This window comes from Streptomyces sp. AM 2-1-1, assembly GCF_029167645.1.
GTDB lineage: Bacteria > Actinomycetota > Actinomycetes > Streptomycetales > Streptomycetaceae > Streptomyces.
Genome location: NZ_CP119147.1, coordinates 4,080,283 through 4,094,989 on the forward strand (window position 1 = coordinate 4,080,283; position 14,707 = coordinate 4,094,989).

11 protein-coding genes are annotated in these 14,707 nt (G+C 73.2%); 6 read left to right on the forward strand and 5 right to left on the reverse strand.

The genetic code is table 11. From position 1 onward, the window contains the following. Positions 1 to 265: 265 nt before the first annotated feature. Entirely contained in the window at positions 266 to 1,222 is a 957-nt protein-coding gene (locus PZB77_RS17840; RefSeq protein WP_275493597.1) for a DUF3027 domain-containing protein, read from the forward strand. Between the two features lie 199 nt (positions 1,223 to 1,421). After that, complete coding sequence (locus PZB77_RS17845; protein ID WP_275496105.1) at positions 1,422 to 4,640, forward strand: molecular chaperone Hsp90; 3,219 nt, start codon at positions 1,422 to 1,424, stop codon at positions 4,638 to 4,640. A 52-nt stretch (positions 4,641 to 4,692) separates the two neighbouring features. Here PZB77_RS17845 and PZB77_RS17850 read toward each other — a convergent pair whose 3' ends face one another. Then, entirely contained in the window at positions 4,693 to 7,137 is a 2,445-nt protein-coding gene (locus tag PZB77_RS17850) for an HAD-IC family P-type ATPase (RefSeq protein WP_275493598.1), read from the reverse strand. A gap of 84 nt (positions 7,138 to 7,221) precedes the next feature. Further along, the gene (locus PZB77_RS17855; RefSeq protein WP_275493599.1) at positions 7,222 to 7,530 is read right to left on the reverse strand and encodes a DUF2530 domain-containing protein; all 309 of its coding nucleotides are present in this window, start codon (positions 7,528 to 7,530) and stop codon (positions 7,222 to 7,224) included. Positions 7,531 to 7,836: 306 nt separating this feature from the next. On the opposite strand from PZB77_RS17855, the gene PZB77_RS17860 reads away from it, so the two are divergent. Then, complete coding sequence (locus tag PZB77_RS17860; protein ID WP_275493600.1) at positions 7,837 to 9,276, forward strand: NCS2 family permease; 1,440 nt, start codon at positions 7,837 to 7,839, stop codon at positions 9,274 to 9,276. Positions 9,277 to 9,316: 40 nt separating this feature from the next. On the opposite strand, the gene PZB77_RS17865 is transcribed toward PZB77_RS17860, so the two are convergent. After that, a complete protein-coding gene (locus tag PZB77_RS17865) occupies positions 9,317 to 9,529 on the reverse strand; it encodes a ribbon-helix-helix protein, CopG family (RefSeq protein WP_275493601.1) in 213 nt (70 codons plus the stop codon). 132 nt (positions 9,530 to 9,661) lie between these two features. On the opposite strand from PZB77_RS17865, the gene PZB77_RS17870 reads away from it, so the two are divergent. From PZB77_RS17870 to thpR, 3 genes are all read left to right on the forward strand, one after another. Beyond that, a complete protein-coding gene (locus PZB77_RS17870) occupies positions 9,662 to 10,102 on the forward strand; it encodes a MarR family transcriptional regulator (RefSeq protein ID WP_275493602.1) in 441 nt (146 codons plus the stop codon). Positions 10,103 to 10,202: 100 nt separating this feature from the next. Beyond that, the gene (locus tag PZB77_RS17875) at positions 10,203 to 11,537 is read left to right on the forward strand and encodes an MFS transporter (RefSeq protein WP_275493603.1); all 1,335 of its coding nucleotides are present in this window, start codon (positions 10,203 to 10,205) and stop codon (positions 11,535 to 11,537) included. A 135-nt stretch (positions 11,538 to 11,672) separates the two neighbouring features. Then, complete coding sequence (gene thpR, locus PZB77_RS17880; protein ID WP_275493604.1) at positions 11,673 to 12,353, forward strand: RNA 2',3'-cyclic phosphodiesterase; 681 nt, start codon at positions 11,673 to 11,675, stop codon at positions 12,351 to 12,353. A gap of 249 nt (positions 12,354 to 12,602) precedes the next feature. Here the strand turns inward: thpR and PZB77_RS17885 are convergent, their stop codons facing one another. Together PZB77_RS17885 and pip are read right to left on the reverse strand one after the other, a co-directional pair. Then, positions 12,603 to 13,598 carry an aldo/keto reductase gene (locus PZB77_RS17885; protein ID WP_275493605.1) on the reverse strand — a complete coding sequence of 332 codons (996 nt, stop codon included), beginning with the start codon at positions 13,596 to 13,598 and terminating at the stop codon, positions 12,603 to 12,605. A gap of 61 nt (positions 13,599 to 13,659) precedes the next feature. Then, complete coding sequence (gene pip, locus PZB77_RS17890; protein WP_275493606.1) at positions 13,660 to 14,640, reverse strand: prolyl aminopeptidase; 981 nt, start codon at positions 14,638 to 14,640, stop codon at positions 13,660 to 13,662. Positions 14,641 to 14,707 lie beyond the last annotated feature (67 nt).

Below are 14,707 nucleotides of genomic sequence, written 5' to 3' on the forward strand. Positions count from 1 at the left end.
AGGTCCCGTTTGGGGCGGGCAGGTGGGCGCGGGGCGGTGGAGAGGGTAGCGTGCGTTACGCGCCACCGGCGGTCGGTCCCGGCCGCGCGCCTCTCCGCGATCCCGCAGAATGGGTGGCGAGAAGCACGCCCGAGGCAGGCAACAACGGGTGTGGACGTCGACGCGGTCCTCTGGTCCGCTCCGCCCACAGCCGTGATGGCTGTCATCGGACATCGATGGAGCCACTGGCGCGCTCGTGAGACTGCGTAGGAGAGAAGCGAGACCTGTGAGTGCTGCGACGACGAGTGCTGCGACGACCCGGAGCCGTACGGCCCGTACCCCTGTCCCCGACCGGCTCTGTGCCGAAGCGGTAGATTTCGCGCGCGCCGCGGCCGAGGAGGCGGCGGCGCCCGGCGAGGTCGGCGAGCACGTGGCCGTGGTGTCCGAAGGGGACCGGGTCGTCACGCACTACTTCGAGTGCGAGATGTTCGGCTACCGGGGCTGGCGCTGGGCGGTGACCGTCGCCCGGGCGTCCCGCGCCAAGAACGTCACGCTCGACGAAACGGTGCTGCTGCCCGGTTCGGACGCCCTCCTCGCCCCGGAGTGGGTGCCCTGGAGCGAGCGGCTGCGCCCCGGCGACATGGGCCCCGGCGACCTGCTGCCCACCGAGGCGGAGGACCTCCGCCTGGAGCCGGGGTGGACCGGCGAGACCATCGAGGAGACGGACGAGGACGCCACCGCGGTACGCCTCTCCGGCGAACTGGCCGACCTGGTCGACACCGAGGACGCCGAGCTGACGAGCCGGCCCTCCGCGATCGGCCGGGGCTCCATCGCCTCGGTCGCCGAAGAACTCGGCATGCGGCGTGCGCGGGTGCTGTCCCGGTACGGGCTGCACGCGGCGGCCGACCGCTGGGACGAGGAGTTCGGCCCCAAGACGCCGATGGCCCAGGCCGCCCCCGCGACCTGTGTGAGCTGCGCCTTCCTGGTCCCGCTGACCGGCTCACTGCGGCAGGCGTTCGGCGTCTGCGCCAACGAGTTCGGTCCGGCGGACGGCCACGTCGTCTCGTTGGCGTACGGCTGCGGCGGGCACTCCGAGGCGGCGGTGATGCCGAAGCCGCCGACCCGCGCCCCGCACGCGCTCGACACCATGCGGGTGGACTCCTACCGGCTGCACCCCGAGCGGGACGGCGGCTCCGCACCCGACGGGGCCGACTCCCCCACGGACGACCTCGGCCACTCCTGACCCTTCCGCCCGGCCGGTCGCCCTCCCCACCGGGGAGGCGCCCGGGGCGCCGGCGCGTCCGGCGTCCCGGCCACCCGCCCCCCGGCACCCGCTCCCGCGGCCCGCGCCCGCGTCCCGGCGCGGTACGTTCGGGCGCACACTGGCGGCAACGGCCAGCGGCCGACGGGCAACCGGAACAGAGCGGAGTCACAGGGTGAGCATGAAGGCGACCGAGGGGGCCGATCCGTTCGGGACGGCACGGCTGCGGCGCGGCGTGCTCGACGCCTGGGGAGCCGGGCCCGCCCGGTTCCGCGAGGACGCCAACGCCGAGGAGGACCTCGCCCTCGGCGGCTACCGGGACCGCCTCGTCGTCGAGCTGGCGCAGAACGCCGCCGACGCCGCCGCCCGTGCCGGGGCCACCGGCCGGCTCCGCCTCACCCTGCACCCGGGCACCCCGCAGACTCCCGCCGTGCTGGCCGCCGCCAACACCGGCGCCCCGCTCGACGCGACCGGTGTCGAATCGCTCTCCACCCTCCGCGCCTCCGCCAAGCGCGAGGGCCACGAGTCGTCGGTGGGCCGCTTCGGCGTCGGCTTCGCCGCCGTCCTCGCGGTGAGCGACGAACCCGCCGTCCTCGGCCGCCACGGCGGAGTCCGCTGGTCCCTCGCCGAGGCCCGCGTCCTCGCCGAGGGCGCGGCCGTCGGCAGCCCCGGGCTCGGTGACGAACTCCGCCGCCGCGACGGCCACGTACCGCTGCTGCGCCTCCCGCTGCCCGCCGAGGGCACCGCGCCCGAGGGGTACGACACCGTGGTGGTGCTGCCGCTGCGCGACGGGGTCGCCGAGGACCTGGTGGAGCGGCTGCTCGCCTCCATCGACGACGCGCTCCTCCTCACCCTGCCCGGACTCGACGAGGTCGTCGTCGAAACACCCTCGGGCGTGAGGACGCTGCGGCGCTCCGCCGCGGGCCCGTACACCCACGTCGAGGACTCCGCGCACGGCACCACCCGCTGGCGGACCGTCTTCCACCACGGGCCCGTCGACCCCGCGCTCCTCGCCGACCGGCCCGTCGAGGAACGGCTGCGGCCGCACTGGTCCGTCACCTGGGCCGTCCCCGTCGACGAGGACGGCTCGCCCCGCCGCCCCGGCACCACCCCCGTCGTGCACGCCCCGACACCCACCGACGAACCCCTCGGGGTGCCCGCCCTCCTCATCGCCTCGCTGCCGCTGGACCCCACCCGCAGGCACCCCGCGCCCGGCCCGCTCACCGACTTCCTGGTGGAGCGCGCGGCCGACGCGTACGCCGAACTCCTCGCCGACTGGCACCCCGTCTCCACCGGCACCCTCGACCTGGTGCCCGGCCCGCTCGGGCAGGGCACCGTGGACGGGGCCCTGCGCGGGGCGATCCTGGAGCGGCTGCCCCGCATCGCGTTCCTCGCGCCCGCCGTACCCGCCGACCCGGCCGCCGCCCTCGCCCCGGCCGCCGCCGACTGGGCCGACGACTGGGCGGAGCCGGAGGCCCCGGACGCCGCCCGCCGGCGGGACTCCGCCGCGCTGCGGCCCGTGGAGGCCGAGATCGTCGAGGGCGCCGGCGCCGAGACCGTGAAGGTGCTCGCCGAGGTGCTGCCGTGCCTGCTGCCCGCCGGTCTGGAGCGCCGCGCCGAGCTGCGCACCCTGGGCGTGGGCCGGGTCCCGCTGACCGAGGCGATCGACCGGCTCGCCGGTCTGGAGCGCGCACCGCACTGGTGGCGGCGGTTCTACGACAGCCTCGCCGGGGTCGACCCGGACCGCCTCTCCGGGCTGCCCGTCCCGCTGGCCGGATCGCCCGACGCGCCCGAGGGGCAGCCGCCCCGCACCACGATCGGCCCGCGCCAGGTGCTGCTGCCGCTGCCCGACGCGCTGACCGGCCCGGTCCTGGCGCGCCTCGCCCGGCTCGGCCTGAAGGTCGCCCACCCGGACGCGGCGCACCCGCTGCTGGAGAAGCTGGGCGCACTGCCCGCCACCCCGCGTGCCGTACTGACCACTCCCCAGGTACGAGCGGCCGTCGCGGGATCGCTCGACGCGGGGGAGATCTGGGACGAGGACGCGCTGGACGGCGACGAACTCGTGGAGACCGTCCTCACCCTGGTGCGCGACGCCGAACTGAACCCCGGCGACGAGCCCTGGCTCGGCGCCCTCGCGCTGCTGGACGAGGACGGCGAGCCCGCACCCGCCGGGGAACTCGTCCTGCCCGGGAGCGAGTTCGCCGAGATCATGCGCGAGGGCGAACTCGCCCTCTGCGACGAGGAGCTGGCCGCACGCTGGGGCGAACAGCCCCTCACCGCCTGCGGGGTGCTCGCCACCTTCGCCCTCGTGCGGACCACCGACGTGGTGCTCGACCCGGACGAACTCGACCCCCGTGACGGCGACTTCGCCGAACCCGACGACGCGGGCCTGCTGGACGCCGTGGACGTCTGGTGCGAGGACCTGCTCGACCAGCTGCCGGACACCCCGGTCCCGCCGGTCGCCACCGAGATCGTCGCCGTGCGCGACCTCGACCTCGTCGACGACGACGCCTGGCCGCAGGCGCTCGCCATGCTTTCCCGCCCTCCGTTCCGCGACGCCCTGACCCAGCCGGTCCGGGTGCTGCTCCCGGACGGGACGACCCGCTCGGTGCGCCCGTACACGGCGTGGTGGCTGCGCGACCACCCGGTGCTGGACGGCCGCCGCCCGGCCGGGGTCCGCGCGGAGGGCGGCGACCCGCTGCTCGCCGGTCTCTACGACGCGGTGGACGCCACCGGCTTCGACGACGCCCAGGTGCTCCGCGCCCTCGGGGTCCGCACCACGGTGGAGGCCCTCCTCGACGAGCCGGGCGGCGCCGCCGAACTGCTGGGACGCCTCGCCGACGAGGACCGCCCGGTGACCGCCGTACAGCTGCACGCGCTCTACACCGCGCTGGCCGGTCTCGACCCCGAACAGGTCACCCTCCCCGACGACCTGCGGGCCGTCGTGGACGGCGAGGTGGAGGTGGTCGACGCGGCGGACGCCGTCGTCGCGGACGCCCCCGACGTGCTGCCGCTCGCCGGCGGCGTGCCGCTGCTGCCGGTCGCCCCGTCGCGCGCCGCCGAGCTGGCGGAGCTGTTCCAGGTGCGGAGGCTCGGCGAGAGCGTCGAGGCGGAGGTGGAGAGCGAGGGCGAGGAGCGCCGGGTGCCCGAGCCGGTCCGCCTCCTGCTCGGCGACCGCACCCCCGGTACCTACGTCGAGCACGAGGAACTCCACGCGGGCGGCGTCGCGCTGGACTGGCGCCGCGCTCCCGACGGCACGGTGCACGCCTCGACCCTGGAAGGGGTGGCCGCCGCACTCGCCTGGGCGGCGGGCCAGTGGCCCCGCCGCTTCGAGGTCGCCGCCCTGCTGGAGGACCCCTCGCGCACCGAGGAGCTGGCGCGGGACCGCTGGTTCGACTGAGCCGCGGCGACCGGGGCCGCCGCTCACCCGCCGCTCACCCGGCTTACCCGGCTCACGCGCCGAAGCGGCGGCCCACCAGGCGCCAGACGTACTCCAGCAGCACCGAAGCCGCAGCGGCGACGGCGACCGCCGCCCACGGCATGGTGGTGCCCACCAGCCTGAGCGCGAAGAAGTGCTGGAGCCACGGCACCGCGAGCACGATCAGGAACGCCACGCCCATCGAGGCGACCAGCAGGATCCGCCACCAGGTGTACGGCCGGGCGATGATCGCGAGCACCCACATCGACACCAGGAACAGGGTCAGCGTTGCCGCGCTGGTCTCCGCGTCGAGCGCCCCGGCACCGGAGTAGTGGTTCCCCGCGAGCCTGTACGTGAGGAAGGTCGCCGCGCCCGCGATGAGCCCGGACGGGATCGCGTACCGCATCACCCGGCGGACGAAGTGCGGCTGGGCCCGCTCCTTGTTCGGCGCGAGCGCCAGGAAGAACGCGGGGACGCCGATCGTCAGGGTGGAGAGCAGCGTCAGGTGCCGGGGGAGGAACGGGTACTCCACCTGGAAGCAGACCACCAGGATCGCCAGCAGGACCGAGTAGACGGTCTTCGTGAGGAAGAGGGTCGCGACCCGGGTGATGTTGCCGATCACCCGGCGGCCCTCGGCGACCACCGACGGCAGGGTGGCGAAGCTGTTGTCCAGCAGGACGATCTGCGCCACCGCCCGGGTCGCCTCCGACCCCGAGCCCATCGAGACGCCGATGTCCGCGTCCTTCAGGGCGAGCACGTCGTTGACGCCGTCGCCGGTCATCGCGACGGTGTGGCCGCGCGACTGGAGGGCGGCGACCATGTTCCGCTTCTGCTGCGGGGTGACCCGGCCGAAGACCGTGTTCTCCTCCACCGCGGTCGCCATCGCGTCCCGCTCGGCCGGCAGCCGGCGGGCGTCCAGGGTGTGCTCGGCGCCCGCCAGACCGAGCTTTCCGGCCACTGCCCCGACCGAGACGGCGTTGTCCCCGGAGATCACCTTCGCGGCGACCCGCTGGTCCGCGAAGTAGCGCAGCGTCTCCCCGGCGTCCGGCCGCAGCCGCTGGTCCAGGACGACCAGCGCGGTGGGTACGGACCCGGCGGCGGCGTCCGGTCCGTCCAGGGCGCCCTTCGCCCGGGAGAGCAGCAGGACACGCAGCCCCTGTTCGTTCAGGTCCTCGATCGAGGCCAGCTCGGGGTCGCCGTCCGGGAGCAGCACGTCGGGCGCGCCCAGCAGCCAGACGGAGTCGGTGCCGGTGCTGCCGGTGCCGTCCCGGGGGTCCTCCTCCCGGAAGGCGGCGCCGCTGTACTTGCGGGCCGAGGAGAACGGCAGGGTGTCCGTGGTCCGCCAGCCGCCGGGGTCGGGGAAGGCGTCCACGATGGCCCGGAGGCTCGCGTTCGGCCGGGGGTCCGAGCCGCCGAGGGCGCCGAGCACCCGGGAGACGTACGCCTCGTCGGCGGAGCCCAGCGGCCGCACCTCGGTGACGTCCATGCCGCCCTCGGTGAGGGTGCCGGTCTTGTCGAGGCAGACCACGTCGACCCGGGCCAGGCCCTCGATGGCGGGCAGTTCCTGCACGAGGCACTGCTTGCGGCCGAGGCGGATGACGCCGATCGCGAAGGCGACGGAGGTCAGCAGCACCAGCCCTTCGGGGATCATCGGCACGATGCCGCCGGCCGCACGGGCGACGGAGTCCTTGAAGTCGTTCTCCTTGACCACCAGCTGGCTGATGACGAGGCCGACCGCGGTCGGGACCATCATCCAGGTCACGTACTTCAGGATCGTGGAGATGCCGCTGCGCAGTTCGGACTCGACGAGGGTGAAGCGGGACGCCTCCTCCGCCAGCTGGACCGCGTACGCCTCGCGTCCGACCTTCGTCGCGGTGAACGCGCCGCCGCCCGCGACGACGAAGCTGCCCGACATCACGGGGTCCCCGGCGCGCTTGATCACGGGGTCGGCCTCGCCGGTGAGGAGGGATTCGTCGATCTCCAGGTTGTCGGCCTCGCCGAGGGTGCCGTCCACCACGACCTTGTCGCCGGGGCCCAGCTCGATGAGGTCGCCGAGGACGATCGCGGAGACGGAGATCTCGGCGGCCGTCCCGTCGCGCCGCACGGTGGGTTTCGCCTCGCCGATGACGGCGAGCCCGTCCAGGGTCTTCTTGGCCCGCCACTCCTGGACGATGCCGATGCCGGTGTTGGCGATGATCACGAAGCCGAAGAGGCTGTCCTGGATCGGCGCGACGGCCAGCATGATCACCCAGAGCACGCCGATGATCAGGTTGAAACGGGTGAGGACGTTGGCGCGGACGATCTCGGTGACCGAGCGCGAGGAGCGGACGGGTACGTCGTTGACCTCGCCCCGCGCGACCCGCTCCGCCACCTCGGCGGTGGACAGCCCGCGCGGATCGTACGCCGGGGGCCCGGCACCTTCGGAGAGGGAGCGGCCGGGGGTCTGCTCCCCGGAGGAGTCGATTGCCCGCTGCGTCATGGTTCAGACGGTACGGGCGGAACGCCGGGTCAGCCCGGCGAGGCGGGGCCGGCCGGGGCTGGGGGAGAGAGACGGACGGAGGGGTCAGCCCGCCGTGCCGGACGCCCCCGGGCCGCCGTCGCGCGCCGCGGAGGCGTCGGCCTCGCGGGCGGCGGCGTGCCGCTCGATGGCCGCGTCCCGGCCGCGTACGTACCAGAGGCCGATCAGGCCGAGTCCGGCACCGGCGAGGCAGGTCCACACCCACCAGAGGTGGCCGTGGTCGTCGAACCAGCCGTAGAACGGGAGCTGGACGAGGAAGAGGACGAACCAGAGGATCGTGCCACCGGCGACGGTGGCGACGACGGGGCCCTCCAGGGGCTCGGGCGCGTCGTGCTTCGGTGTCCACTTCTCCATGGCCCCAGTCTAGGTGCCGCCCGTCCGGACCAGGTGCCGCCCGTCCCGGGCCCCTTTTTGACGGGTCGAGCCGGGTCGACCCGGGCCGAGCCGCCGGTGAGGACCGCGTGCACAAGGACGTACCGGCCATGTGCCCCTTGGGTCTACGCGCGGAGATAGCGATCTTCGCCTTATGTATTCATACTTAATCCGTTCGGGAATGGCGCGAATTATTCGTGTAAAAGTCCAAAGACGGTCACCTTTCCCCCTACTTCCCCCTTGGTCCAGGGCCCGCTCCAGGGCTCCTCCGTACGTCTGAGGTCATACATGTCCCGCTCGGCCCCCGCAGAGGTCGCTCCCCACCCCCCGCACGGCGGGCTCGACCGGTTCTTCAAGATCTCCGAGCGCGGCTCCACGGTCGCCCGTGAGGTCCGCGGCGGATTCGCCACCTTCTTCGCGATGGCGTACATCATCGTCCTCAACCCGATCATCCTCGGCAGCGCCAAGGACATGTACGGGCACCAGCTCGACGGCGGCCAGCTGGTCACCGCCACCGTGCTCAGCGCGGCCTTCACCACGCTGCTGATGGGCGTCATCGGCAACGTGCCGATCGCGCTCGCCGCCGGTCTCGGCGTGAACACCGTCGTCGCCCTGCAGCTCGCCCCGCGCATGAGCTGGGCGGACGCGATGGGCATGGTCGTCCTCGCGGGCATCGTGGTGATGCTGCTGGTCGCGACCGGGCTCCGGGAACGCGTGATGAACGCGGTGCCGACCTCGCTCCGCAAGGGCATCTCGATGGGCATCGGACTCTTCGTCCTGCTCGTCGGCCTGGTCGACTCCGGCTTCGTCTCCCGCATCCCGGACCTCGCGCAGACCACCGTCCCGCTCCAGCTCGGCTCCGACGGTCACCTCAACGGCTGGCCGGTCCTCATCTTCGTGCTGGGCGTGCTGCTCACCCTGGGGCTCATCGTCCGCAAGGTGCCGGGCGCCATCCTGATCTCCATCGTCGCCATGACGGTCCTCGCGCTGATCGTCGACGCGGTCGCCGACCTGCCGGCCGGTTCCTGGGGCCTCACCGTCCCCGAGTGGCCGGGCAACCCGGTCGCCTCGCCCGACTTCGGGCTGCTCGGCGACTTCAGCCTCTTCGGCGGATTCTCCAAGGTCGGCGTGCTCACCGGCATCCTCTTCGTCTTCACCGTGCTGCTGTCCTGCTTCTTCGACGCGATGGGCACCATCCTCGGCGTCGGCGACGAGGCGAAGCTGACCGACGAGGACGGCAACTTCCCCGGCATCAACAAGGTGCTCTTCGTCGACGGGATCGCGGTCGCCGCCGGCGGCGCGACCTCCTCCTCGGCATCCACCTGCTTCGTGGAGTCCACCGCGGGCGTCGGCGAGGGAGCCAGGACCGGCCTGGCGAGCGTGGTCAGCGGCCTGCTCTTCACGGTGGCGCTGTTCCTGACGCCGCTGGCGACCATGGTCCCCTCGCAGGCGGCCACCCCCGCGCTGGTGGCGGTCGGCTTCCTGATCGTGTCGAGCTCGGTCCGGGGAGTCGACTGGAGCGACTTCACCCTCGCCATCCCGGCGTTCCTCGCCATGGTGATGATGCCGTTCACCTACTCGATCACCAACGGCATCGGGATCGGCTTCGTCGCGTTCAGCGCGATGCGGCTGGCGGCCGGCCGCGGCCGTGAGGTGCCGGTGGCGATGTACGTGGTGTCGGCCGTCTTCGTCTTCTATTACGCGATGCCGGCCCTCGGCCTCACGTGATCCCGGCCGGCGACCGGATCGCGCGCCCCGGTGGCCCGGGTCAGGTGATCCGGTCCGCCGGGCCCGGCTGGGCCTGCGGCCCGTAGAACTTCTCCGTCTCGTCGACCGCCGACTGGAAGCGCTCGTCGAAGTCGTCGCGAATGAGCGTCCGGACCACATAGTCCTGGACGCTCATTCCGCGTTTCGCGGCATGCTCCCGGAGCCGGTCGAGCAGCTCGCCGTCGATCCTGAGGCTGAGTACGGTCGATCCCATGCCAAGCAGGGTCGCCGCCCCGGCGCGCTTCCGGGGTGACTTTCCGCCTCCGACTCACTCGTTCGGGTGAGGAGTTTCTCGCGCGTACCACCGATTGGTCCTTAGCAAAAGTAATGAGTTATGCTAAGGACCATGCCTGACCTGATCCACGACGGCGACAGTGCCGCCGCCGTGAGCTCCCTCCGCTCCGCCGTGATGCTGCTCGGCCGACGCCTCAAGCACCAGCGCGTCGACGAGTCGCTGAGCCCCACCGAGATGTCGGTGCTCGGCACCCTCGCCCGATGCGGTTCGGCCACCCCCGGTGAGCTGGCCCGCAAGGAGCACGTCCAGCCGCCGTCGATGACCCGCATCGTCGCGCTGCTGGAGGCCAAGGGACTGGTCAGTCTCGAACCGCACCCCGATGACCGTCGTCAGAAGAAGGTCAGCCAGACCGAGCGGGCCGAGGCCATGCTCAGCGAGAGCCGCACCAAGCGGAATGCCTGGCTGGCCGGACTCGCCGAGGGTCTGGACGAGGACGAGTGGGAGAAGCTCAGGGTCGCCGCACCCGTGCTCGAGAAGCTCGCCCACCTGTGACGCCCCGGGCCCGCCGGACCACGACCGCCGTGCCCGTACCCGCCGTCACCGCTCCCTCGTCACCTGCCAGCACATCCCCACGCCGAGGAGGCGAACCCTTTTGAGTACGGGATCCGGAGCAGACTCCGCCCCCGCACCGACCTCCACCCACGACAGCAAGACCGGCGGGACCTTCTCGTCGCTGAAGATCCGCAACTACCGCCTGTTCGCCACGGGCGCCGTGATCTCCAACACCGGTACCTGGATGTCCCGCATCACGCAGGACTGGCTGGTCCTCAGCCTCACCGGGTCCGCGGCGGCCGTCGGCATCACCACGGCCCTGCAGTTCCTGCCGATGCTGCTCTTCGGTCTGTACGGCGGCGTGATCGCCGACCGCTTCCCCAAGCGCAAGCTCCTTCTCGTCAGCCAGGCCCTGCTCGGCCTGTGCGGACTCCTGCTCGCCGCGCTCACCCTCGCGGGCGTCGTCCAGGTCTGGCACGTCTACCTGATCGCCTTCCTGCTCGGCATGGTCACGGTCGTCGACAATCCGGCCCGCCAGTCCTTCGTCTCCGAGATGGTCGGCCCGCACCAGCTGCGCAACGCCGTCAGCCTGAACTCCGCGAACTTCCAATCCGCCCGCCTCATCGGCCCCGCCGTCGCGGGCGTCCTGATCACCACGGTCGGCAGCGGCTGGGCCTTCATGTTCAACGGCCTCTCCTTCCTCGCCCCGCTCGTCGGCCTGCTGATGATGCGGACGAGCGAGCTCCACCAGTCGGTGATCGTGCCGCGCGCCAAGGGCCAGCTCCGCGAGGGGCTGCGGTACGTGAAGGGCCGCCCGGAGCTGATCTGGCCCATCGCCCTGGTGGGCTTCGTCGGCACCTTCGGATTCAACTTCCCGATCTGGCTCACCGCCTACGCCGACGAGGTCTTCCACGGCGGCGCCGGCATGTACTCCTTCTTCAACATCCTGATGGCCGTCGGCTCCCTCGCGGGAGCGCTGCTGGCCGCCCGGCGCCGCTCCTCGCGGCTGCGGATGGTCGTCGCGGCGGGCACCCTCTTCGGTCTGCTGGAGGTCGCCGCCTCGCTCTCGCCGGCCGTCTGGATCTTCGCGCTCCTGCTGGTGCCGATCGGCACCCTCGGCATGACGACCAACATCAGCGCCAACACCAGCGTCCAGATGGCCGCCGACCCGGCCATGCGCGGCCGGGTGATGAGCCTCTACATGATGGTCTTCGCCGGCGGTACGCCGGTGGGAGCGCCGATCGTCGGCTGGATCAGCGACACCTACGGCCCCCGGACCGGCTTCGCGGCCGGCGGCGGCATATCCCTCCTCGCGGCCCTGGTGATCGGCTTCATGCTGGCCCGCGTCGGGGGCCTGAAGCTGAAGGTGGACCTCCGCCCGGGGCGCCCTCACGTCCGCTTCGTCCCGCGCGAACACCTGGCGACGGCGGCGTAGATCACGCGAGCGCTGACACCGGTCCGCCCTCCTTCCCGCGCGCGGGGGAAGGAGGGCGGACCGGTTCCCGGACGTGTGCGGGTGCGGACGCGCGGTCGTTGCGCCGGGGCGACCCGGGCATGTTTCCTCGCCCCCATGAGTAACCCGAGCGTCCCCAGCGGCCCGAGCAGTCCCAGCGGCCCTGGCGACCCGAGCGACCCCAGCGGCCCGAGAGCTCCCAGCGGCCAGGATCCGGCCCCGTCCGCCGGCCGACAGCGCCTCTTCGTCGCGGTCCTGCCGCCCGCCCCGGCCGTCGAGGAGCTGCGGGCGGCCGTCGCCCCACTGCACCGGCTGCCCGGGGCGCGGCAGCTGCGGTGGACCTGGCCCGAGGGGTGGCACTTCACGCTCGCCTTCCTCGGGGAGGTGGACGGGGCGCTGCTGCCCGAGCTGTACGAGCGGCTGGAGCGCGCCGCCCACCGGAGCGAACCGTTCCCGCTCCGGGTGCACGGCGGCGGCCGGTTCGACGGCCGGGTGCTGTGGGCCGGGGCGGCCGGCGGGCTGGACGCGCTGCGGCTGCTGGCCGAGCGGGCGCACGCCGCCGCGTGCCGGTCGGGCGTCCCGATGGAGGAGCACCGCCGCTACACGCCCCACCTGACGCTCGCGCGCAGCCGTACCGAGGTGGAGCTGGGCCCGTTCACCGAGGCGCTGGCCGGGTTCGGGGGGACCGGGTGGCGGGCGGACACGCTGAGCCTGGTCCGCAGCGACCTGCCGGTCTCGGGGGTGCCGGGGGAGCAGCCGCGCTACCGGGTGGTGGGCGCCTGGCCACTGGGGCGGTGAGGGGGCCGCGGGGGCGGTGGGCGGGACGGTCGGCCGGGACGGTTAACCTCGTCGGGTGGATCCCAAGACCAGAAACCGCATCATGGCCGCCGTTCTCGTGCTGATGTTCGTCGTGGTGGTGGTGGCGGCGGCCGTGGGCAACTGACGTGCTCTTCACGGGCCGCGCCCGCCCGGCCGCCGTGGCGGACCGGGCCCGCCGCCCGGCCGGCGGCTGACCGCCGGCCGGGCGAGGCGTACCGGGACGCCGGACTACCAGGCGAAGCTCTCCGGGGACGGGCCCGGGCCGGGGAAGATCTCCTCCAGCGAGGCCAGCACCTCCTCCGAGAGTTCCAGCTCCACCGCGCGCAGCGCGGAATCGAGCTGCTCGCGGGTGCGGGGACCCGAGATCGGGCCGGTGATGCCGGGGCGCGTCAGCAGCCAGGCCAGGCCGACCTCGCCGGGCTCCAGCCCGTGCTTGTCGAGCAGGTCCTCGTACGCCTGGATCCGGGCGCGCACCTTCGGGTCGGCGAGCCCTTCGGCGGAGCGGCCCGTGGTGGACCGGGCACCGCCGCCCTCGCGCTCCTTGCGCAGTGCGCCGCCGAGCAGACCGCCCTGCAGCGGGGACCAGGGGATGACACCGAGGCCGTACTCCCGGGCGGCCGGGATGACCTCCATCTCGGCGTCGCGGGCCATCAGGTTGTAGAGGCACTGCTCGCTGACCAGGCCGTACGAGCCGAGGCGCCTGGCCGTCTCGTTGGCCTGGGCGATCTTGTAGCCGGCGAAGTTGGACGAGCCCGCGTACAGGATCTTGCCCTGCTGGACCAGTACGTCGATGGCCTGCCAGATCTCCTCGATCGGGGTCGACCGGTCGACGTGGTGGAACTGGTACAGGTCGATGTGGTCGGTCTGCAGCCGCTTGAGGCTGGCGTCGACGGCCCGGCGGATGTTGAGCGCGGAGAGCTTGTCGTGGTTGGGCCACGCCTCGCCGTCCGGGCCCATGTTGCCGTAGACCTTGGTGGCGAGGACGACCTTGTCGCGGCGGTCGCCGCCCTGCGCGAACCAGGTGCCGAGGATCTCCTCGGTGCGGCCCTTGTTCTCGCCCCACCCGTAGACGTTCGCGGTGTCGAAGAAGTTGACGCCCGCGTCCAGAGCGGCGTCCATGAGCGTGTGGCTGTCGGCTTCGTTGGTCTGCGGGCCGAAGTTCATCGTCCCGAGGACGAGGCGGCTGACCTTGAGGCCCGTGCGTCCGAGCTGCGTGTACTTCATGATTCCCCACCCAACGCCTTCGAGCGCGCTCGAAGCAAGGGGGCACCCCGCGAGGGGCCCGTCACTCCTTCCCGGCGAACCGGTCGAGGGCGGCCAGCTCCGCGCGGGTGGTCGCCGCGCCGCCCAGGTGGCCGGCGTCCGCGATGACGGTGAGTTCCGCGCCGGGCCAGGCGCGGGCCAGCTCCCACGCGGTGGTCAGCGGGCCGCCCAGGTCGAACCGGCCGTGGATCAGCACCCCCGGGATGCCCGCGAGCCGGCCCGCGTCCCGGATCAGCTGCCCCTCCTCCAACCAGGCGCCGTGCGCGAAGTAGTGCGCGCAGATCCGGACGAACGCCACCCGGTCCGGGCCGGGCCTGCTGGTGTACGGGGGCGGGTGCCCCTCCATCGACACCACCGCGTCCTCCCAGGCGCACCAGTCCGCCACCGCCTTCTCCCGTACGGCCGGGTCGGCGTCCTCCGTCCGGCGGGCGTACGCGCCGATGAGCTCGGCGGAGCCGGGCCGGGCGCCGGTGACCTCCGGGACACCGGCCCGGAAGCGGTCCCAGGCTTCGGGGAAGATCTGGCCGGCTCCCCGGTAGAGCCAGTCGATCTCGCTCGCCCGGGTCGTGGTGACGGCCGACAGCACGATCCCGGTGACGCGGTCCGGGTGCGTCTCGGCGTAGGCGAGGGCGAGCGTCGATCCCCAGGACCAGCCGAAGAGCAGCCAGGCGTCGATGCCGAGGTGGGCGCGGAGCTTCTCCATGTCGGCGATCAGGTGGGGGGTGGTGTTGTGCCGCAGGCCGGTCGCGGGGTCGGCGGCGTGCGGGGTGGAGCGGCCGCAGCCGCGCTGGTCGAAGAGGACCACCCGGTACAGCTCCGGGTCGAAGCGCTGCCGGGGCCAGGGCTTGCAGCCGGAGCCGGGGCCTCCGTGCACCACGAGCGCCGGCTTCCCCGCGGGGTTGCCGCAGACCTCCCAGTGGACGAGGTTGCCGTCGCCGACGTCGAGGAGACCCTGGTCGTGGGGCTCGACGGGCGGGTACGTCTCGTCGGGTTCGCGGTGCACGCTGCTCGGCCTCTTCTCTCGGAGCGCTTCGGGGGAAACGGGCAGTGTACGAGCGGCACGCAGCCGG